This is a genomic window from Dickeya lacustris (assembly GCF_029635795.1).
Classification (GTDB): Bacteria; Pseudomonadota; Gammaproteobacteria; order Enterobacterales; family Enterobacteriaceae; genus Dickeya; species Dickeya lacustris.
The window spans coordinates 2,789,981-2,810,214 of the sequence record NZ_CP114280.1 but is presented as its reverse complement, the minus strand read 5'-3'; the positions used below and the strand labels follow the sequence as shown (position 1 = coordinate 2,810,214).

Here is a 20,234-nt window from a genome sequence, read left to right as displayed (position 1 = left end):
CGTTACTATCCGGCATGTTGCAACCTTGTGCAACCTTGTTAACGTTTTATCTTTTTCATCACATTTTCGTACCCAATCCACCGTCATACCCGGCAGGGAAGAAAGGGAACAAGGCTTATAAACGGCGACCTTTCGACGCACGGATGAAAAGGTACAACCCGGTGAAACCTGACGATTTTCGTCATTACACTGGGTACTCACGGACTCGCATCACAATGGAGATAATCATGACCACCCTGAGCACACCGCTGCTGGTCACTTTTCTGGTGTACATTTTCGGCATGGTATTGATAGGCCTGATGGCTTACCGCGCCACCCACAATTTTGGCGACTACATTCTCGGTGGCCGCCGCATGGGTAGCGTCGTCACGGCGTTATCCGCTGGCGCATCCGACATGAGCGGCTGGCTGCTGATGGGGCTGCCGGGCGCAGTGTTCCTGTCCGGTATTTCTGAGAGCTGGATAGCCATTGGGCTGACCATCGGCGCTTATCTGAACTGGACATGGGTGGCTGGCCGCCTGCGCGTACACACCGAAATTAACCACAACGCGCTGACCCTGCCGGATTACTTTAGCCACCGCTTTGAAGACAAAAGCAAGCTGTTGCGGGTTATCTCTGCGCTGGTAATTCTGGTGTTTTTCACTATCTATTGCGCGTCTGGTATCGTCGCGGGCGCACGGCTGTTTGAAAGCACCTTCGGCATGAGCTACGACACCGCGCTGTGGGCCGGGGCCGCCGCCACCATCGCCTATACCTTCATCGGCGGTTATCTGGCCGTCAGTTGGACGGACACCGTCCAGGCCAGCCTGATGATCTTCGCCCTGATCCTAACGCCAATCATCGTTATCCTCTCCGTTGGCGGCGTAGCGCCCTCACTTGCGGTTATCGCCGCTAAAAACCCGGCCAATCTGGACATGTTCAAAGGCCTGGATACCATCGCAATCCTGTCATTACTGGGCTGGGGGCTTGGCTATTTCGGCCAGCCGCATATTCTGGCGCGCTTTATGGCCGCCGACTCGCATCACACCATTCGCAACGCCCGCCGCATCAGCATGACCTGGATGGTGCTGTGCCTGGCCGGGGCCGTCACCGTCGGGTTCTTCGGCATCGCTTATTTCACCGGCAACCCCTCGCAGGCAGGCAATGTCAGCCAGAATGGTGAGCGGGTGTTTATCGAACTGGCACGCCTGTTGTTCAACCCGTGGATAGCCGGTGTGCTGCTGTCCGCGATTCTGGCGGCGGTGATGAGTACACTCAGTTGCCAGTTGTTGGTCTGCTCGAGTGCGATTACCGAAGATTTATACAAGCCATTTTTGCGTAAAAACGCCAGCCAGCGAGAGCTGGTCTGGGTTGGGCGCGCCATGGTGCTGTTAGTCTCAGTCATAGCCATTGCGCTGGCGGTCAACCCGGAAAACCGGGTGCTGGGGCTGGTCAGCTACGCCTGGGCCGGATTTGGTGCCGCATTCGGCCCGGTTATCCTGATTTCCCTGCTGTGGCCACGCATGACGCGCAACGGCGCGCTGGTCGGGATGTTGGTAGGGGCCGCCACCGTGATTATCTGGAAACAGTACGGCTGGCTGAAACTGTATGAAATTATTCCCGGCTTCCTGCTGGCATCATTATCGATAGTGGTCGTCAGCCTGCTGGGCCGCGCACCGTCTGCGGTTGTTACCGCACGTTTTCAGCAAGCCGAGCAGACGTTTAAATCCGCACCAGCAGACGCCTGATGAGAATATATCCATCTAACCCTAAATAATTCGAGTTGCAGGAAGGCAGCAACGCAGCGAATCCCCAGGCGCTTACTCAAGTCAGTGACTGGGGTGAGCGAGGAAAGCTAACGCACCTGCAACCTGAAGTATGACGGGTATATAGCTATATGGCCCGAATCGGCGGGCCATATTATTTTGACCAACGTCATACGCTCTTTCTATATTAAGCTGAAAAATACCTGATGTATTTAACAACACTATTTCCGTATTAATGGAAACTTTTCATATCGTTATACTTCCCTGCCACAATCATAAAAAAATGATATGTTGCATATCTGTTTTTTATCAATACAGAATAGTTGTACTTATGTAAAACCTTTGCTATAAATTCACTCCAGCACAAGGATGTGTAAGTTTTTCAATAAAAGATATCTTATTAATAAAAGACATAAAGCACATTAATAATGTCAGGTCGTATCAGCCCCGAATCAACCGATGAGAATGATGAAATTAATCCGTTACGCGGTTTATTTTTCTACACGACCTTTTTATCAATGCCGAAGACTGGTAATTAACAGAATAATATTCAATACCGCACCCAAAAACCTTATCACTATATTATCTGCCCGTGGTTATATCATTCATCCCATTGCTTTTAGCGAACATAAAAAACAATTTGGCGGAATTCACTGCTCAACCCAAATTCTATCATTCTGAGGACTACCATGAAGATAAATAACCCTGGATTGCTACCCATTCTGGCGTTGATAGTGAGCACTATCGGTATTACGTCTGCGGGCGTATTTGTGATATTCAGCGAAGTTGATGCCACTGCGACATTGATGTTACGTATGTTTCTGGCTGGGGGGATAACGTCGGCGATTGTCACGTGGTCAGCTGAAAAAGGCAATATAACGGAAGGGCCAAACCATAACGCCGGGAAAGGCAAAATGATCGCCTTATTAGTTTTGTCTGGCATCATATCGACAATAGATTTGCTGTCTAATCATTGGGCGTTAAAAATGACCAGTCTGGCAAATGCAGCGATATTAATGAATCTTTCACCTGTTTTTGTTGCACTACTCTCCTTCTTATTTATGAAAGAGAAAATAGGCACATTTAAACTCTTCGCATTGACATTAACTATTGCCGGAGCCTGCCTGTTGGTCTTCGATGGCAATGCATCCATAGCAATGACCCCGAAATCAATGGCGGGTGATCTCTTAGCCATTAACTCGGCGCTATTCTATGCTATCTATCTTATTTTTACGAAATCGCTGCGTGATTATTTCACCTCGAAGAAAATTATCATTTGGAATAGTTTTACTTGTGCCATTTTATTGCTGCCTTTAGCGCTGGCAACCAGTCAAACTATTCTGCCAAGTTCTCCCACGGGTTGGGCCATTATTATTTTATTAGCGCTCATCAGCCAATTATTAGGCCATGGTTTAATGGCCTATGCGCTCAAACATGTAGATATTCTGCTTGCCTCTATCTCGACATTGGCTCGCCCGGTGATTGCGATTCTGTTCGGTTTTTTCATCTTCGACGAAAAACTGGCGCCCTTACAATGGCTGGGAGTGGTAACAGTGTTGATCGGTATCTGGTGGTATAAACGCCCCACGACAGAATCGCGGGTTGTTGCTCAAGCCAAAGCCTAAATAAGCGACAAAAAAACGGGGTGCCAAGGCACCCCGTTAATATTTATCGGCGACAGGTAAAATTAACCCGCGACGGCAATGCGTTTCATATCGGTCATGTAGCCACGCAATTTTTTACCGATCACTTCAATCGGGTGATTGCGGATAGCATCATTCGCATCACGCAGTTGGGCGTTATCCACCGCTGACGCGGCAACCGGTTTACCCAAATCGCCCGGTTGCAGGCTGTCCATAAATGCCCCTTTGAGCAAAGGCACGGCGGCATTGGCGAACAGGTAGTTACCGTATTCAGCGGTATCAGAAATCACCACGTTCATTTCGTACAGGCGCTTACGAGCAATGGTGTTGGCAATCAGCGGCAGTTCGTGCAGTGATTCGTAGTAGGCAGATTCTTCGATGATACCGGAGCTCACCATGGTTTCGAACGCCAGTTCTACACCGGCTTTCACCATCGCAATCATCAGTACGCCGTTGTCGAAGTATTCCTGCTCGTCGATTTTACCTTCGAACTGCGGCGCGTTTTCAAACGCGGTTTTGCCGGTTTCTTCACGCCAGGTCAGCAGTTTCACGTCATCATTGGCCCAGTCAGCCATCATACCGCTGGAGAACTCGCCAGAGATGATGTCGTCCATGTGTTTCTGGAACAGCGGTGCCATGATGCCTTTCAGCTGTTCAGACAACGCGAACGCACGCAGTTTAGCCGGGTTGGAGAGTCTATCCATCATCAGGGTGATACCGCCCTGCTTCAGCGCTTCGGTGATGGTTTCCCAGCCGAATTGGATCAGTTTCTCGGCATAGGCCGGGTCAACACCTTCAGCCACCAGCTTATCGAAGCTCAACAAAGAACCGGCCTGCAACATACCACACAGGATGGTTTGCTCGCCCATCAGGTCAGATTTCACTTCCGCAACAAAAGAGGACTCCAGTACGCCCGCGCGATGGCCACCGGTTGCCGCAGCCCAGGCTTTGGCAATCGCCATGCCTTCGCCTTTCGGGTCATTTTCCGGGTGAACGGCGATAAGGGTCGGCACGCCGAAACCACGTTTGTACTCTTCACGCACTTCAGTACCCGGGCACTTCGGCGCTACCATGACAACGGTCAGGTCTTTACGAATCTGCTCGCCGACTTCAACGATGTTAAAACCGTGGGAATAGCCCAGCGCCGCGCCTTGTTTCATCAACGGCTGAACTGCCTGCACCACTGCGGAGTGCTGTTTGTCCGGCGTCAGGTTAACCACCAGGTCGGCCTGCGGGATCAGCTCTTCATAGGTGCCGACGTTAAAGCCGTTCTCGGTTGCCTTACGCCATGAAGCACGTTTTTCCGCAATCGCCTCAGCACGCAGCGCATAAGAAATATCCAGACCAGAATCACGCATGTTCAGGCCCTGGTTCAGGCCCTGAGCGCCACACCCCACGATCACCACTTTCTTGCCTTTCAGGTAGCTGGCTTCGTCCGCAAACTCATCGCGGCCCATAAAACGGCATTTGCCCAGTTGCGCCAGCTGCTGACGCAAATTCAGTGTGTTGAAGTAATTGGCCATGCGAGGTGCTCCATTTGATATCGTATTGGGTGTTTATCGAAAGCGGCGCTTGCCGCTGTCACAATGTCATTATCATATGACAGGAAATACATTGCTTAAATTGATATATTAACAACGTCATATTGCAAGAATTGCAACATCATAACGAGAGAGCACGCATGGATTTACGCGATCTGAAGCTGTTTTTGCATTTGGCAGAGAGCCGCCACTTTGGTCGCACCGCCAAAGCGATGCATATCAGCCCTTCCACGCTCTCACGCCAGATTCAGCGGCTCGAAGAAGACCTCGGTCAGGCGCTGTTTTTACGTGATAATCGCACCGTGCGCCTGACGGATGCCGGCGAGCACCTCAAGACCTTCGCGCAGCAAACCCTGCTGCAATATCAGCAATTGCGTTTCGTGTTACAACAGCAGGGGCAGTCACTCAGTGGTGAACTGCGGCTGTTCTGCTCTGTTACCGCCGCCTATAGCCATCTGCCGCCGATTCTGGATCGCTTCCGGGCGCGCCATCCGCTGGTGGAAATCAAACTCACCACGGGCGATGCCGCCGACGCGCTCGACAAAGTTCAATCCAATGAAGCGGATTTGGGCATCGCCGGGCACCCGGAAAGCCTGCCTGCCAGCGTCGAATTTATGCCGATTGGCAGCGTTCCGCTGGTATTGATTATTCCGGCGCTGCCTTGCCCGGTGCAAACCCAAGCGTTACAGCCTCAGCCAGACTGGTCGCAAATTCCGTTTATCTTGCCGGAGCACGGCCCGGTGCGAAAACGTATCGACGTGTGGTTTCGTCGCCAACATATTACCAATCCGCCGATTTATGCCACCGTTTCCGGCCACGAGGCGATGGTGTCGATGGTGGCGCTCGGTTGCGGTATCGCTCTCATTCCTGATGTGGTACTTGAAAATAGCCCGGAACCGGTGCGTAATCGGGTGTCGATATTAGAAGCTCAGGCTATGGAACCGTTTGAACTGGGTGTCTGTGTACAAAAAAAACACCTAACCGACCCGTTAATAGCGGCCTTTTGGGAAACCTTACAGGAAAAATAATAATGAAACGAACGCTTGCAACGTGGCTGCTGCCACTGCTGCTGGGAGGCGGTGCGCTTCCGGCATTGGCAGCCAGTTTTCCCTGCCAACAGGCAACATCGGCACAAGAAAAGCTGATCTGCCAGATACCGGCACTCAGTCAGTTAGATGACGAACTGGGAAAGGAATGGCAAAAATCACGCGCGTTGCTCACCGGCAACCCGGAGCGCGACGCACAAGATAAAAGCCTGACGCAATTCCAACGCAGTTGGCTGACCCGCCGCAACAGTTGCCGCGACGAAGCCTGCCTGCAACAAAGCTACCAGCAGCAGCTCAGTCGCTTGCGCTACCTGAACGATGTCACCCAGCACACGCTGCCGGACGCCATTACGCCCGCGCGTCGTAACCGCTGCTTTGATGGCGATTACAGCTACGAATATTACCTGCAACTCTCCGCGCAGGAATACGCCGAGCTCAGTGATTACTTCAAAGAGATGTATGACCAGAAAGCGCCCTATCATCTCGCTAACCTGACGCTCAATAATGAAGACGGCGAACTCACCGCCAGCGGTTCCGTCGCCTTTCGCTATGCCAATAAACTGGACGATTTCACCCTGACGGCACGCCAGATGAGCGACACTCAGGCGATTGGCCTGGCCGAAGGCAGCTTTGGCGGGCAGAAAAAGCTACTGCTCACCTGCGTCGATAACCGCCAGTTGCAAATCACGGTATTTGATGCCGCCGGTGAAGGCTATCTGTTTGATTATTTGATGGTAAAGGGGAAGTAATGCAGCCATAACCGGAAAGAGGCATGTTGCTAAATTGATAAAAAAGGCAACGTTAGCGCAATTCTTTCCAATACCCGCCATGCCGCCAGTGATTAAGTAAGCATCTCGTCATTTCTAATGGAAGGAAATCGAATGTTTACGACATCATTCTGGCCCGCTGCCCGTGCCTACCATATCCATATGGTCGATATCCCCTTGCCCGACTCGCTCTCGCCTGTCGCGCTCAATCTTATTCATCCTGTTCAAATTGGCGGCAACCATGACCCATTCAGTTCTGGCTGGTGATATGGCGCAAGCCATGCAATTTCTGCGGCAATACTCACCTCACCACCAGCGTGCAGAAACTGACTTATTACTTAGTCGTCTTGGTAAAACCGTTGATATGCTCGAATATGATCAGAAAATCAAAGGGTTCACACTATGATTGCGTTCTCGAACGGCTTTTTACTCAGCCTTTCACTGTGCCTTGACATTGGCATCGCCAATATCGCCATGATAACTCTGGCCATGCAGCGGGGATATTTTCATGGTTTCTCGCTGGGTGTCGGCACATGTATCGGTGATTTAACCTATGCGTTACTGGCGCTCGCCGGCATGGCCGTGCTGCTCCAGTATGACGTTGTGCGCTGGGTGTTGTGGATTGGTGGTGGCGCGATGCTTTTGTGGTTCGCGGGGAAAATGCTCATCACTGCGCTTCGAAAAACGGTGGAATTGAACGTGAAAGAAACACACCAGTATCGTTCATTGCTGCGCGAATTCGGGCGGGGAATCCTGCTCGCGATGTCCTCTCCTACGGCTATTCTTTGGTTTGCCACGGTGGGAGGCGCGCTCATTTCCCGGATGGGTCAACACAGCATCACCACCTCTGCCTGGTTTTTAGCGGGGTTCTTTATTGCAGGAGTGTTCTGGACTTGCGTGCTATGCCTCATCGGTAGTTTTGGCGGTAAACTATTGGGACATCGTTTACTGAAGTATTCCTATATTGCATCGGCATTCATTTTCAGCTACTTCGCTATTTATGTCATCGTATCAGGCTATCGGGAATTTATTGTGCGCTGATCCGACTTGCGAAATATAGTAATGGGGCGTCGTCCCCATTACTTTACGAAAAGAATTAATAAAATGACTCTGGTCGTAAAATCCAAGCGCAATGGCTGTATCAATCGGATGAATATTTCGTCGCAACAAATTACGCGCCTGATGCAGACGTAACTGCATATGATATTGCAGCGGAGGCATACCGATACGCTGGGTAAAAAGACGAACAAAATGATATTTACTTAACCCGGCAATATGAGCCAGTTTTTCCAGTTCAGGTTTGACATTAAGGTGCTCGCGTAAATATTCAATAACCAATCCGATTCTCTTTTCATCATTCCCTTGCAACACGGCGTGTGTTTCAAGCAATTCACCACACAGCACCATTAACTCCTGCTCTTGTTCCTGACTCACACTGGAATCTTGACGAGCAGAAGAGGTAAAACGACATAATGAATGAAATAAACGTGGGTTATTGAGAATACCTTCACGTAAAAACGGAGCCTCGTGATCGCTACGCAGATTATCTTCATCCGCCAGGGTTTTGATGACTGACTGAGGCAGGTGAACGCTGACAAAATCCACACTTTGACTGCCAAAACGCGATGCCTGGATCGTTCCAGGATTATATAGCGTCACCTCACCGCTTTTAACGAAAGCCGTTTTCCCTGACAGCCAAATTTCCTCAATACCCGTCAGATTCGCACTGATAACATATTCATCATGTAAATGTCTGGGAAACCCAGAATGACAGGCGATGACCCTGGAGCATTCGATTCCATTTCGACTGAACCATTCGGTTGATTGTAACGCCAATGCCTGATACCTCATCCATGAAGAGTTAATGAATATTAATCACTCTATAAAATCATTTACTGGTCAGAATTTCAACTACATAGAATTTCAGCTACACAGAAATTCAACTATACAGAAATTCAACTACAGGCTTATTTCGCTCGGCGTCTAAATAACATGCGCCCGGCGGCGTAACACCGCCGGGCATATAAGGCGAGGCGCACGGAAACACGCGAATAGAAACGGGCTTGTGTCAAAGAGAGGTATGACCCCAACGCGCCCGGCCATCTCGCTAACCTGATGCTTAATCACCCTGATGTTTAATCACGATGACCGTCAGGGCTATTTATTTGATAGTGACGGATTTGATGGTGCCGGATTTAATGATGAAGGGAAAATAACCTTCAACGACTCAACCAGCGCTCATCCATAAAGGCGGGGCTGATTTTCTCGGGCTCCGCTGCTTTTTTCAGCATTTCAATCTTCATCAGATAGTGGTAGAGCGGTTCCAGTTGCGTAAACCCTGTCGCGAGTATTGAGGCGAGTTCCCCGCTCAACACCGGTTCCAGATCTTGCCGGGTTGCCATCACCGCGAACGATTTACGGTTGTACCAGTGTGCCAGTTCCGCTGGCTGCTCTTTAATCAATGGCCGTTTGTAACTCTCCCCGACCAACTCAAACTCACCACCAAGACATGCCGCTACCGTCAGAAAACCCTGTGGATTATCGCGCACCGTCTGCCGGAACAACTCCATGGTGGCACGGCTGGCGCTGTAATAGCCAAGACCATAGCGCCAGTCCGTTGGGGTCAGCTCGAAAAAATAGACCGGTGAATCCGTCCAGTCTTTCGGCGTGCGTTTGAAGGTAAACCACATTTTGTCGCGGTAGCGGGATTTGTCGTGGGAAAAACGGGTATCGCGGTGAATACGGGACAACGTTTTGCCCACCGCCGGGCGAGTCTCGATGTGATCGTCAATTTGCAGCATGGTGATGGAGAGGGTTTCCACCAGCGCGCGAAACGGCGTCAACAATTGGTTTTCATACGTTTGCCGGTGATCTTCAAACCACTCTTTACTGTCTTGCTGGCGTACCTGCTGTAAAAACGTCAGCGCCTGGGGGGGAAAGCCGTTAAATCCCGTTGCCATGATGTGATGTCCTTGACGAATGAGACATCAAGCCTACCGCAGTGCGGCTCAAAATAACATGCGCCCGGCGGCGTCACACCGTCGGGCGCATGAGGTGAGGCTAACTGACGCTAGCCTTGCAGGAAGAAACGAAACGCCGGGTTTTGCGATTCGTCATGGCACTCGTAACCGAGCGCCTGAAGATGTTGCTCAAACGCCGGGTCGTGCTCGGTGCGCTCAAATCCCGCCAGCACCCGGCCAAAATCGGTGCCGTGGCTGCGGTAATGAAACAGCGTAATATTCCAGTGCGTCCCCAGCGTGTTGAGGAATTTCAACAGCGCGCCCGGTGATTCCGGGAACTCAAAACTGTAGAGACGCTCTTTGAGCGGCTTGGAAGGACGGCCACCGACCATGTAGCGCACATGCAGTTTCGCCATCTCGTCATCAGACAAATCCACCACCTGATAACCGCCCGCCTGCAACTGTGACAGAATTTCATGCCGCTCTGCGCTGCCGCGCGTTAAGCGCACGCCAACAAAAATGCAGGCGTTATCGGCGTGAGCATAGCGGTAGTTAAATTCGGTGACAGATCGCCCGCCCAGCAACTGGCAGAATTTGAGAAAACTGCCTTTCTGCTCGGGAATGGTGACAGCCATCAGCGCTTCGCGCTGCTCGCCCAGCTCACAGCGCTCGGAAACATAACGCAAGCCGTGGAAGTTGACGTTCGCCCCCGAGAGAATATGCGCCAGCCGCTCGCCCTGAATGTTGTGCTGCTGGATGTATTTTTTCATGCCAGCCAGCGCCAGCGCACCGGACGGCTCGGCAATGGCGCGCACATCTTCGAACAGGTCTTTCACCGCCGCGCAAATGGCATCGCTATCGACCGTTATCACATCATCCAGATATTCCCGGCACAGGCGGAAGGTTTCGTCACCAATGCGTTTTACCGCCACCCCTTCGGCAAACAGCCCGACGCGCGGCAAGTCCACCGGCTGGCCGGCATCCAGCGCAGCGCGCAGGCAAGCGGAGTCTTCGGCTTCAACACCGATAACCTGAATCTGTGGCATCAGCTGTTTGATAAGCACCGCGACGCCCGCCGCCAGCCCGCCGCCGCCGACCGGTACAAACACCCGGTCGAGGTGCGCGTCTTGCTGCAACAGCTCCATCGCCAGCGTACCCTGCCCGGCAATCACCGCCGGGTGGTCAAACGGCGGCACAAAGGTCATGTGTTGCTGCTGTGACAGCGCAATGGCTTTGGCTTTGGCTTCATCGAAGTTCGCGCCATGCAGCAACACTTCGCCGCCAAAATCACGCACCGCATCGACTTTAATGTCTGCGGTGGCAACCGGCATCACAATCAACGCCCGAATACCCAGGCGGCTGGCGGATAACGCCACGCCCTGCGCGTGGTTCCCGGCCGATGCCGTCACCACGCCGTGCGCTTTTTGCGTCTCGCTCAGGCTTGCCATCATGGCGTAAGCGCCACGCAGCTTAAAGCTGTGTACCGCCTGGCGGTCTTCACGTTTGACCAAAATGACGTTACCCAGGCGCGATGACAACTTATCCATCGGCTCCAGCGGCGTCACTTGCGCCACTTCGTACACCGGCGCGCGCAGTACCGCGCGCAGGTACTCCGCACCGCCGGGTTCGGCGGGAAGCGGTTGAGAAACTGCCATGATGGTTAGCCTCCGAGTTTGCTCTTATCGCGTACCGCGCCTTTATCTGCGCTGGTGGCGAGACTGGCGTAAGCACGCAGCGCGAACGACACCTGACGATCGCGGTTTTTCGGCGTCCAGGCCGCTTCGCCACGCGCCAGTTCCTGCTCACGACGGCGAGCGAGCGCCTCATCATCCACTTCCAGCGCGATGCTGCGTTTCGGAATGTCGATGGCAATCATGTCGCCATCCTGCACCAGCCCGATGGTGCCGCCATTGGCCGCTTCCGGTGAGGCATGACCAATAGACAAGCCAGAGGTGCCGCCAGAGAAGCGCCCGTCGGTGATAAGCGCACAGGCCTTGCCCAATCCCATCGATTTTAAGAAACTGGTGGGGTACAGCATTTCCTGCATCCCGGGGCCGCCTTTCGGCCCTTCGTAGCGAATCACCACTACGTCGCCAGCCACCACACGGCCACCCAGAATGGCTTCAACCGCATCATCCTGACTTTCATACACTTTTGCCGGGCCACGGAACACCAGACTGCCTTCGTCTACCCCGGCGGTTTTCACAATGCAGCCATCTTCAGCCAGATTGCCGTACAGCACCGCTAACCCGCCATCCTGACTGTAAGCGTGTTCGCGCGAACGGATACACCCTTCCTGGCGATCGGTATCCAGCGAATCCCAGCGGCAGTCCTGCGAGAACGCCTGCGTGGTGCGAATCCCTGCCGGGCCAGCGGCAAACATCGTTTTCACCGCTTCGTCCTGGGTGAGCATCACGTCATAAGTTGAGAGCGTTTCCGGCAGCGTCAGGCCCAGCACGTTTTTCACGTCGCGGTTCAGCAAACCGGCGCGATCCAGCTCACCGAGGATACCCATCACGCCACCGGCGCGGTGTACATCTTCCATGTGGTATTTCTGGGTACTCGGTGCCACCTTGCACAGCTGCGGCACTTTGCGTGACAGACGATCGATGTCATCCATGGTGAAGTCCACTTCCGCTTCCTGCGCCGATGCCAACAGGTGCAGTACGGTGTTGGTGGAGCCGCCCATGGCGATATCCAGCGTCATGGCATTTTCAAACGCCGCTTTGGTGGCAATATTGCGCGGCAGCGCGCTGGCATCGTCTTGCTCGTAGTAACGCTTGGTCAGCTCAACAATGCGTGTTCCCGCATTGAGGAACAGTTGTTTGCGATCGGCGTGGGTGGCCAGCAGCGAGCCGTTACCCGGCTGAGACAGCCCCAGCGCTTCAGTCAGGCAGTTCATCGAGTTGGCGGTGAACATGCCAGAGCAAGAACCGCAGGTCGGGCAGGCAGAGCGTTCAATCTGGTCGCTGTCGGCATCGCTGACATTCGGGTTCGCGCCCTGAATCATGGCATCCACCAGATCCAGCTTGATGAGCTGATTAGAGAGTTTGGTTTTCCCGGCTTCCATCGGGCCACCGGAAACAAAAATCACCGGAATATTCAGGCGCAGCGAGGCCATCAGCATGCCTGGGGTGATTTTGTCGCAGTTAGAAATACACACCATGGCATCCGCGCAGTGTGCGTTAACCATGTACTCTACCGAGTCGGCAATCAGCTCGCGCGAGGGCAGCGAGTACAGCATACCGCCATGGCCCATCGCTATCCCGTCATCCACCGCGATGGTGTTGAACTCTTTGGCAACACCGCCCGCCGCTTCAATCTGCTCGGCGACCAGTTTACCCAGATCGCGCAGATGAACGTGGCCGGGAACAAATTGCGTGAACGAGTTCACGACCGCAATGATAGGTTTGCCAAAATCGGCGTCGGTCATTCCTGTGGCGCGCCACAGGGCTCGCGCTCCAGCCATGTTACGACCATGCGTGGTGGTGGCTGAACGGTACTTAGGCATACTCTGATTACTCCAGTTTAAACGGGTAGCCGGTGGCGAGAGCGCCACCGGAAAAAGTATTCTGTGATAACGAATTAACGATTGACCGGATCCAGCCAGCCCCATTTGTCTTGCGTTTCGCCGCTAAACAGGCCAAAGAACGCCTGCTGCAATTGTTTGGTGACGGGCCCGCATTTGCCGATACCAACCTGAATACCGTCTACGCTGCGCACCGGAGTGATTTCCGCCGCCGTGCCGGACATAAAGACTTCATCCGCCAAATACAGCGATTCACGCGACAGCACCTGCTCACGCACCTCAAAGCCTTTGTCTTTCGCCAGCTTGATGATGGCATCACGGGTGATGCCCGGCAGCGCAGCAGACGTAAACGGCGGGGTGAAAATCACGCCGTCTTTCACTTCAAACAGGTTTTCGCCTGCGCCTTCCGACACATAGCCGTTTACATCCAGCGCAATCCCTTCCTGATAACCGTGACGACGCGCTTCGCTGCCCACCAGCAGAGAAGAGAGGTAGTTACCGCCCGCTTTGGCCGCCGTCGGAATGGTATTGGCAGCCACACGATTCCATGACGACACCATCGCATCAATACCTTGATCCAGCGCTTCTTCGCCCAAATAGGCTCCCCACGGGAAGGCGGCGATAATCACATCGGTGCTATAACCCGCTGGCGGGTTCACGCCCATACCCACATCGCCAACAAACACCAGCGGGCGAATATACGCGCTGGTCAGGTTATTACGGCGCAGCGTTTCGCGGCACGCTTCCATCAGCTCATCGACACTGTAGGAGATCGGCATGCGGTAGATTTTGGCCGAATCATGCAGGCGCTGCATGTGCTCACGGTGGCGGAACACCACCGGCCCTTTGTGAGAGGTATAGCAGCGCACACCTTCAAACACCGAGGTGCCGTAATGCAGCGCATGGGACATCACATGAACTTTGGCGTCAGCCCAGGGAACCATTTCACCGTTGAACCAGATATAGTCTGCTTTTTTCGTCATTGTTAATCTTCCTTACCGGTGCCTTCAGGCACGTATCTGTTGTGATGTGAGCGGCTGGATCTCGACACACGCAATGTCCAGCAGTTTGCTTAATTGGGTTGACAATAAATCGACCGGTCGCTGGCTGGCAACGGTCATTTCTATTTGCACCTGATCGCTACTCAACGCCTGGGTCATATTCATGGCGCAAACCTGAAAACCGCGATGGCGCGCCACACGTAATACGCGCTCCAGCACTTCGGGACGATAGCGGGCCTGAATGGAAAGCTGATGATGTGTCATGGGAAAGTCTCCTGCCATTATTCTGTTTTATCAAGCATGGTTTCGTTGCCAGCACCTGGAGGCACCAGCGGCCAGACATTCTCATTCTCGTCGATGGAAACATGCAGCAGATAAGGGCCGTCGCTGTTTAGCAGCGCATCCAGGGCGGAATCAATCTGGTCTTTACGGGTAATGTGTTGGCCGGGGATACCAAAGGCGCTGGCCAACATCAGGAAATCGGGGTTATCGGAAAGGTTGGTCTCACTGTAGCGCTCATCAAAAAATAACTGCTGCCATTGTCGTACCATCCCTAAGCGCTGATTATCCAGCAACAGGATTTTTACGGGCAGGCGTTTTCGTTTAATGGTGCCAAGCTCCTGTACATTCATCATAAAAGAGCCGTCGCCGGAAACACAGATAACCGTATTCTCCGGGCGGGCAACCTGTGCGCCAACCGCCGCAGGCACGCCAAACCCCATGGTGCCAAGCCCGCTGGAGGTGATGAAGTTTTCAGGCCGGGTAAAGTGCATGTGTTGGGCGGCCCACATCTGGTGCTGGCCAACATCGGTAGTGATAACGGTCTCGGCAGGCATACGATCTGCCAGCGTGCGCAACAGCGCCGGGGCATAAATCGCCTCGCCGGGATGGTCGTAACGCCATGGATATTCGGCTTTCATCATCGCCGCCTGTTGCTGCCATGCGGCGATATCGAGCGATTGCTGTAATGCTGGCAATAATTGATTCAAATCGCCATTAAGCGCGACGTGTGCCTGACGCAATTTATTCAGTTCCGCCGGGTCGATATCCATATGAATAACGCTGGCGTGAGGGGCGAACGCACTGAGCTTGCCCGTTACGCGATCATCAAAACGCGCCCCTATCGCCACCAACAGGTCACACTCTTGCACCAACAAGTTTGCCGCCCGCGTACCGTGCATCCCCAGCATGCCGAGGTAATATGGATAGTCATTGGCGACTGCACCTAACCCCTTGAGTGTCACGACCGCCGGGATCTGCGTGGTGTCGATGAACGCGCGCAGTGCCGGAACCGCCTGCGCCATGCCAACGCCACCGCCGATGTACAACACCGGTTTTTTCGCCTGCGCCAGCATCGCACGGGCTTCTGCTACACGGTGGGCAGAAAACGGCATGCTGTCATCTACCGGCATAAAGCAGGGGGAAAACTCGCCCTGTGCCAACTGAATATCTTTCGGGATATCAATCAGCACCGGCCCCGGGCGGCCGCTGCGGGCAACGGCGAAAGCCTCAGCCATAATTTCCGGTAACGCCTCTATCGACTCCACCAGAAAACTGTGTTTGGTACATGCCAGAGACAATCCCAACACATCAATTTCCTGAAAAGCATCGGTGCCTATCAGCGCGGAACCAACCTGACCGGTAATGGCGACAATCGGTACAGAATCCAGCAGAGCATCGGCCAGCCCGGTTATCAGATTCGTCGCGCCGGGGCCGGATGTGGCAATACAAACGCCAACGTTACCGGTCGCGCGCGCATAACCAATCGCCGCCATAGCGGCTCCCTGCTCATGGCGGCACAGCAGGTGTTCGACACCGCCGTCATACAAGGCATCATAAACCGGCATAATCGCGCCACCTGGATAACCGAAAACGGTCTCCACTCCCTGCGCCCGCAACGCTTGTACCACCCACTGTGCGCCATTCATAGTTATTTCCCCGATTCCATCTGAGGAAAACAGCATTTTATGCTACCGGACATGCTCTGCTCCCTTATTGAGATTATCGGCCCATAAAAAAACCCCCGACCTTTCGGTGCGGGGGTTTTCTTGAATTCGGCCTTGATTTTTAAGCCATTCTTCGTCCAAGTGCAGCCCCGCACGGTGGGTTAATAATCACCACCACGCTAATCACGACTAGGCTAATCACTAGGTTTAGGGCTTTCATTTCAGGTTGTTCATTAATCTATTGTCGAACGAATACCTACAGAGTTATCACAGCGAGCACCTCAATGACAACTCTTTTTTCTGTGCCGTTCGGAAAAGGAAACAGCTCATACATGAAAAAAATCTTACTATTCATAAAGTAACTCTACGCATTAGCCATTGCACTTTTTGTTGTATCACAGACATACCTCTTGCGATTTCCGTGCTCGTACCCGCCCTACAGCGAAAGTGAAATACTGTAACCGTCCCCGCAATATGGTGTCTTACGGCTGAAACAACGATCTTTTCTTCGATAACGGCTCGCATCTCGGTAGTTGCAATGATGCATCAACCTTATCAGCGCGACATGATGCGCCTTGTTGCAAGGAGGGAACGAGAATGACACTGGCCATTACCTATACACGCGCCACTATCGGCATGCAGGCGCCTGAAGTCTCCATCGAGGTACACATCAGTAATGGATTGCCCGCACTTACGCTGGTCGGGCTACCAGAAACCACCGTCAAAGAAGCAAGGGACAGGGTACGCAGCGCACTCATCAACTGCGGCTTTACCTTTCCAGCCAAGCGCATTACCGTCAACCTGGCACCTGCCGACTTACCTAAAGAAGGGGGACGCTATGATCTGCCTATTGCGCTGGCGATTCTGGCCGCCTCTGAGCAGATTGCGGCAGAGAAGCTGGCACAGTTTGAGTTTCTTGGCGAGTTGGGCCTCTCTGGCCATCTTCGGGGTGTGTATGGCGCAATTCCAGCCGCACTGGAGTCGCACAAAGCCAAGCGAAGTCTGATTCTGCCTCACGACAATCAAATGGAAATGGCGCTGGTTCCCCACTGCCATACCTTACTCGCCAGTCATCTATTAGAGGTGTGCGCATTTTTACAAACCGGAGAAGCATTGCCAGCGGGGAAGGATATGGGCAATGTGAATCAGGCCAGCGATTGCCACCCGGATCTCAAAGAGATAATTGGCCAGGAACAAGCGAAAAGAGCATTGGAAATTGCCGCCGCCGGTGGCCACAACTTACTGCTGCTTGGCCCGCCTGGAACAGGAAAAACCATGCTGGCAAGCCGCCTGCCGGGGATATTGCCAGAGCTGGATGACGATGAAGCCCAAGAGAGCGCGGCCATTAATAGCCTCATCAATCTTCAACCCAGTTTATCTCAATGGCGAAGCAGACCGTTTCGGGCCCCGCACCATACCGCCTCGATAACAGCGCTGGTTGGTGGCGGCGCGCTTCCCAAGCCCGGAGAAATCTCACTGGCCCACAATGGCGTCTTATTCTTAGATGAATTACCGGAATTTGAGCGCCGGGTATTGGATTCACTGCGTGAGCCGCTCGAATCAGGGGAAATCGTGATTTCACGTACACGCGCAAAAGTGTGTTATCCCGCCCGTTTTCAGCTTGTGGCGGCAATGAACCCCAGCCCGTCAGGACACTATCAAGGGATGCATAGCCGCATGCCTGCACAACAAATTTTACGCTACCTGAATCGATTATCTGGCCCATTTCTGGACAGATTTGATCTATCGATAGAAGTTCCCCTGCTTGCACCTGGAATATTGCGCCAGCAGACACGCAGCGGCGAAAACAGCGCGGAGGTAAGGGAGAGAGTGATTCAGGCACGCCAGCAGCAACTGACGCGTTCAGGGCGCATTAACGCACATATGAAACCTGATGATATTATTCATTACTGCAAACTAAAAAGCGAAGATGCAGCTTATCTGGAAGAGGTCATGAGCAAATTGGGACTCTCAGTGAGAGCATGGCACCGGATACTGAAAGTATCGCGCACCATCGCCGACCTGAGCGGAGAAGAGCATATCCAGCGAAAACATGTAGCGGAGGCGCTAAGTTACCGCAGCATGGACCGTCTACTCATTCAGTTGCACAAGAGTCTTGCATAGATTTGGCACTATGTTCGGCAATAACGGGCGGGCTAAAACGAAAATGGGGCAAACGCCCCATTAAGATTAATCATCGCTTTCCGTATATTCTTCAACGGTATCCATCTGCGGCTTGCCGCCAGATAACGTATGAAAGCGTTTCGGACGACGAATACGGGCAGTATACTTGGCCCAGATTTTTTCCAACTCAGTCTCAGCAGCACGCTCACCACGGCACACGGCTACAAACTGGTTTTCTTCATCTGTTACCGGCTGACGCTTGCCCGTATCAAGTTCGTTGAATGCTTGTCCATAACGTTCCAGCAGTTGGGCTTCTTTAATCGTAAAGTCACCATGCCGGGAAAAACCACGTGGATAGAATTTGTTATCAAAAAAACGACTGTTTGTTGAGAAGCTTTCCGCCATCTTACACGCTCCTAATTCTCATATGGTCGTGCCGTTTATGGCGCGGAGTATTAGATAGGCTTGACTTCCTGTAAAACAAAACATTTAAATCATGACGATAAAATTTTTTGGAGATAAAAATGGATACCGACTTACTCAAAACCTTTCTGGAAGTCAGCCGGACGAGACACTTTGGCCGGGCAGCCGAATCCCTCTATCTCACACAATCCGCCGTTAGCTTTCGTATCAGACAACTTGAAAATCAACTGGGCGCACATCTGTTTACACGCCACAGAAACAATATCCGTCTGACCCCTGCTGGTGAGCGCTTACTACCCTATGCAGAGAGTCTTATCGGCACATGGCAAGTCGCCAAGAAAGAGGTCGCGCGCTCCCAGCAGCATAGCCAACTGGCTATCGGTGCGACGGCCTCATTGTGGGAAGCCTTTTTAACACCATGGCTAAACGAGCTTTATCAACAGCGCCCATTACTACAATTAGAAGCACGAATAGCCCCTCGCCAGACACTCATAAAAGAGTTGCACGAGCGCCAACTCGATTTACTCATCACGACAGAATCCCCCAAAATGGATGAGCTTTCCTGTCAATTACTCGGCAATTTTTCGCTATCTTTGCTGGGTTATTACACTAATGAATCCGCAGATGAGCTACCTTATATTAAGCTCGAATGGGGTGCTGACTTTCACCAATATGAGAGCCGTTGGCTGGCGGGCGATCAGATACCCTCATTAACGACATCATCTGCACATCTGGCAAGACAACTTATGGTGACGCTTGGTGGCTGCGCATTTCTTCCTAGCGATTGGCTGACGCTTTATCCAGACCTACACCAGATCCCTAAATCAGAAACGATCGTTCGCCCCTGCTACGCTGTGTGGCTCGAAAGCAGCGATCAGCAAGAACTGATAAGGCAATTATTAAAAACTCCCGTCAACACCAAAGTGTGACCCATAGAAAGCCCTGTGGGCTTTCGGAAACTTTTCTCAGAAATGATGAAACCAATGAAGTGACAGGTCGATTTGTTTCCCAATAAGGGAGTTTGTGGGGAATGAGTGAAAACAAAAAACCCTTCACGTAAACGTGAAGGGTTCATGTTTGGCAGGGGCGGAGAGGCTCGAACTCCCAACACCCGGTTTTGGAGACCGGTGCTCTACCAATTGAACTACGCCCCTAAATAGGGTGGCGGTGCGGACGGGACTCGAACCCGCGACCCCCGGCGTGACAGGCCGGTATTCTAACCGACTGAACTACCGCACCACCGATTCTGTATGTTATCGAAGAGGTCATTTCGATAACCGGTGCTATTACACCATAATTTAATGCCTGGCAGTTCCCTACTCTCGCATGGGGAGACCCCACACTACCATCGGCGCTACGGCGTTTCACTTCTGAGTTCGGCATGGGGTCAGGTGGGACCACCGCGCTATCGCCGCCAGGCAAATTCTTTTTATTCCGGCCGTTATACTCCGCTTTCGCTTCCACATAACCACCCGAACCAATCTCTGAACAAGCTGAATCTATTCTCTG

Annotated in this window: 19 protein-coding genes, 2 tRNA genes and 1 rRNA gene; 9 read left to right on the top strand and 13 right to left on the bottom strand. The window is 52.7% G+C overall.

The window, feature by feature from the left end:
- Positions 1 to 227 precede the first annotated feature (227 nt).
- Positions 228 to 1,727, top strand: a complete 1,500-nt coding sequence (gene putP, locus O1Q98_RS12770; protein WP_125260988.1) for a sodium/proline symporter PutP — start codon at positions 228 to 230, stop codon at positions 1,725 to 1,727.
- Between the two features lie 707 nt (positions 1,728 to 2,434).
- Positions 2,435 to 3,370, top strand: a complete 936-nt coding sequence (locus tag O1Q98_RS12765) for a DMT family transporter (RefSeq protein WP_125260989.1) — start codon at positions 2,435 to 2,437, stop codon at positions 3,368 to 3,370.
- 62 nt (positions 3,371 to 3,432) lie between these two features.
- Here the strand turns inward: O1Q98_RS12765 and ilvC are convergent, their stop codons facing one another.
- The gene (gene ilvC, locus O1Q98_RS12760; protein WP_125260990.1) at positions 3,433 to 4,911 is read right to left on the bottom strand and encodes a ketol-acid reductoisomerase; all 1,479 of its coding nucleotides are present in this window, start codon (positions 4,909 to 4,911) and stop codon (positions 3,433 to 3,435) included.
- Between the two features lie 158 nt (positions 4,912 to 5,069).
- Between ilvC and ilvY the strand changes: the two genes are divergently transcribed.
- The 5 genes from ilvY (at position 5,070) to O1Q98_RS12735 (ending at position 7,783) form a co-directional block, all read left to right on the top strand.
- Positions 5,070 to 5,957 carry an HTH-type transcriptional activator IlvY gene (ilvY, locus tag O1Q98_RS12755; RefSeq protein ID WP_035344947.1) on the top strand — a complete coding sequence of 296 codons (888 nt, stop codon included), beginning with the start codon at positions 5,070 to 5,072 and terminating at the stop codon, positions 5,955 to 5,957.
- Between the two features lie 2 nt (positions 5,958 to 5,959).
- On the top strand, positions 5,960 to 6,724 hold the full coding sequence (locus tag O1Q98_RS12750; RefSeq protein WP_051124141.1) for a lysozyme inhibitor LprI family protein: 765 nt from the start codon (positions 5,960 to 5,962) through the stop codon (positions 6,722 to 6,724).
- A 132-nt stretch (positions 6,725 to 6,856) separates the two neighbouring features.
- Positions 6,857 to 7,009 carry a hypothetical protein gene (locus O1Q98_RS12745; RefSeq protein WP_164513044.1) on the top strand — a complete coding sequence of 51 codons (153 nt, stop codon included), beginning with the start codon at positions 6,857 to 6,859 and terminating at the stop codon, positions 7,007 to 7,009.
- The gene (locus tag O1Q98_RS12740) at positions 6,984 to 7,148 is read left to right on the top strand and encodes a hypothetical protein (protein WP_269975717.1); all 165 of its coding nucleotides are present in this window, start codon (positions 6,984 to 6,986) and stop codon (positions 7,146 to 7,148) included. The genes O1Q98_RS12745 and O1Q98_RS12740 overlap by 26 nt, the downstream gene beginning before the upstream one ends.
- Entirely contained in the window at positions 7,145 to 7,783 is a 639-nt protein-coding gene (locus O1Q98_RS12735; protein WP_125260991.1) for a LysE family translocator, read from the top strand. The genes O1Q98_RS12740 and O1Q98_RS12735 overlap by 4 nt, the downstream gene beginning before the upstream one ends.
- On the opposite strand, the gene O1Q98_RS12730 is transcribed toward O1Q98_RS12735, so the two are convergent.
- The 8 genes from O1Q98_RS12730 to ilvL all read right to left on the bottom strand — a co-directional run bounded on the left by O1Q98_RS12730 (position 7,754) and on the right by ilvL (position 16,398).
- Positions 7,754 to 8,578: an AraC family transcriptional regulator gene (locus O1Q98_RS12730; RefSeq protein WP_125260992.1), complete on the bottom strand. Its 825-nt coding sequence runs from the start codon at positions 8,576 to 8,578 to the stop codon at positions 7,754 to 7,756. The two genes, O1Q98_RS12735 and O1Q98_RS12730, sit on opposite strands and share 30 nt — an antisense overlap.
- A 383-nt stretch (positions 8,579 to 8,961) precedes the next feature.
- Positions 8,962 to 9,702 (bottom strand): DUF2461 domain-containing protein, encoded by a 741-nt coding sequence (locus tag O1Q98_RS12725; RefSeq protein ID WP_035344948.1) that lies wholly within the window; start codon positions 9,700 to 9,702, stop codon positions 8,962 to 8,964.
- A gap of 110 nt (positions 9,703 to 9,812) precedes the next feature.
- A complete protein-coding gene (gene ilvA / locus O1Q98_RS12720) occupies positions 9,813 to 11,357 on the bottom strand; it encodes a threonine ammonia-lyase, biosynthetic (RefSeq protein ID WP_035344950.1) in 1,545 nt (514 codons plus the stop codon).
- A gap of 5 nt (positions 11,358 to 11,362) precedes the next feature.
- Positions 11,363 to 13,213, bottom strand: coding sequence for a dihydroxy-acid dehydratase (ilvD, locus tag O1Q98_RS12715; RefSeq protein ID WP_035344952.1), 1,851 nt, complete (start codon positions 13,211 to 13,213; stop codon positions 11,363 to 11,365).
- Positions 13,214 to 13,287: 74 nt separating this feature from the next.
- A complete protein-coding gene (ilvE, locus tag O1Q98_RS12710) occupies positions 13,288 to 14,214 on the bottom strand; it encodes a branched-chain-amino-acid transaminase (RefSeq protein ID WP_125260993.1) in 927 nt (308 codons plus the stop codon).
- 24 nt (positions 14,215 to 14,238) lie between these two features.
- Positions 14,239 to 14,496 (bottom strand): acetolactate synthase 2 small subunit, encoded by a 258-nt coding sequence (gene ilvM, locus O1Q98_RS12705; protein ID WP_125260994.1) that lies wholly within the window; start codon positions 14,494 to 14,496, stop codon positions 14,239 to 14,241.
- Positions 14,497 to 14,513: 17 nt separating this feature from the next.
- Entirely contained in the window at positions 14,514 to 16,160 is a 1,647-nt protein-coding gene (ilvG, locus tag O1Q98_RS12700) for an acetolactate synthase 2 catalytic subunit (protein ID WP_125260995.1), read from the bottom strand.
- 139 nt (positions 16,161 to 16,299) lie between these two features.
- Complete coding sequence (gene ilvL / locus O1Q98_RS12695) at positions 16,300 to 16,398, bottom strand: ilv operon leader peptide (protein WP_071604114.1); 99 nt, start codon at positions 16,396 to 16,398, stop codon at positions 16,300 to 16,302.
- A gap of 377 nt (positions 16,399 to 16,775) precedes the next feature.
- On the opposite strand from ilvL, the gene O1Q98_RS12690 reads away from it, so the two are divergent.
- Positions 16,776 to 18,302, top strand: a complete 1,527-nt coding sequence (locus O1Q98_RS12690; RefSeq protein ID WP_125260996.1) for a YifB family Mg chelatase-like AAA ATPase — start codon at positions 16,776 to 16,778, stop codon at positions 18,300 to 18,302.
- Positions 18,303 to 18,368: 66 nt separating this feature from the next.
- Here the strand turns inward: O1Q98_RS12690 and O1Q98_RS12685 are convergent, their stop codons facing one another.
- On the bottom strand, positions 18,369 to 18,707 hold the full coding sequence (locus O1Q98_RS12685; protein WP_125260997.1) for a MaoP family protein: 339 nt from the start codon (positions 18,705 to 18,707) through the stop codon (positions 18,369 to 18,371).
- Between the two features lie 119 nt (positions 18,708 to 18,826).
- Between O1Q98_RS12685 and hdfR the strand changes: the two genes are divergently transcribed.
- Positions 18,827 to 19,654 (top strand): HTH-type transcriptional regulator HdfR, encoded by an 828-nt coding sequence (gene hdfR / locus O1Q98_RS12680; RefSeq protein ID WP_125260998.1) that lies wholly within the window; start codon positions 18,827 to 18,829, stop codon positions 19,652 to 19,654.
- A 149-nt stretch (positions 19,655 to 19,803) separates the two neighbouring features.
- Here the strand turns inward: hdfR and O1Q98_RS12675 are convergent.
- The 3 genes from O1Q98_RS12675 to rrf form a co-directional block, all read right to left on the bottom strand.
- Positions 19,804 to 19,879: transfer RNA gene (locus O1Q98_RS12675), tRNA-Trp, on the bottom strand.
- Between the two features lie 8 nt (positions 19,880 to 19,887).
- Positions 19,888 to 19,964: transfer RNA gene (locus tag O1Q98_RS12670), tRNA-Asp, on the bottom strand.
- Between the two features lie 64 nt (positions 19,965 to 20,028).
- Positions 20,029 to 20,144, bottom strand: a 5S ribosomal RNA gene (gene rrf / locus O1Q98_RS12665).
- Between the last annotated feature and the right edge of the window lie 90 nt (positions 20,145 to 20,234).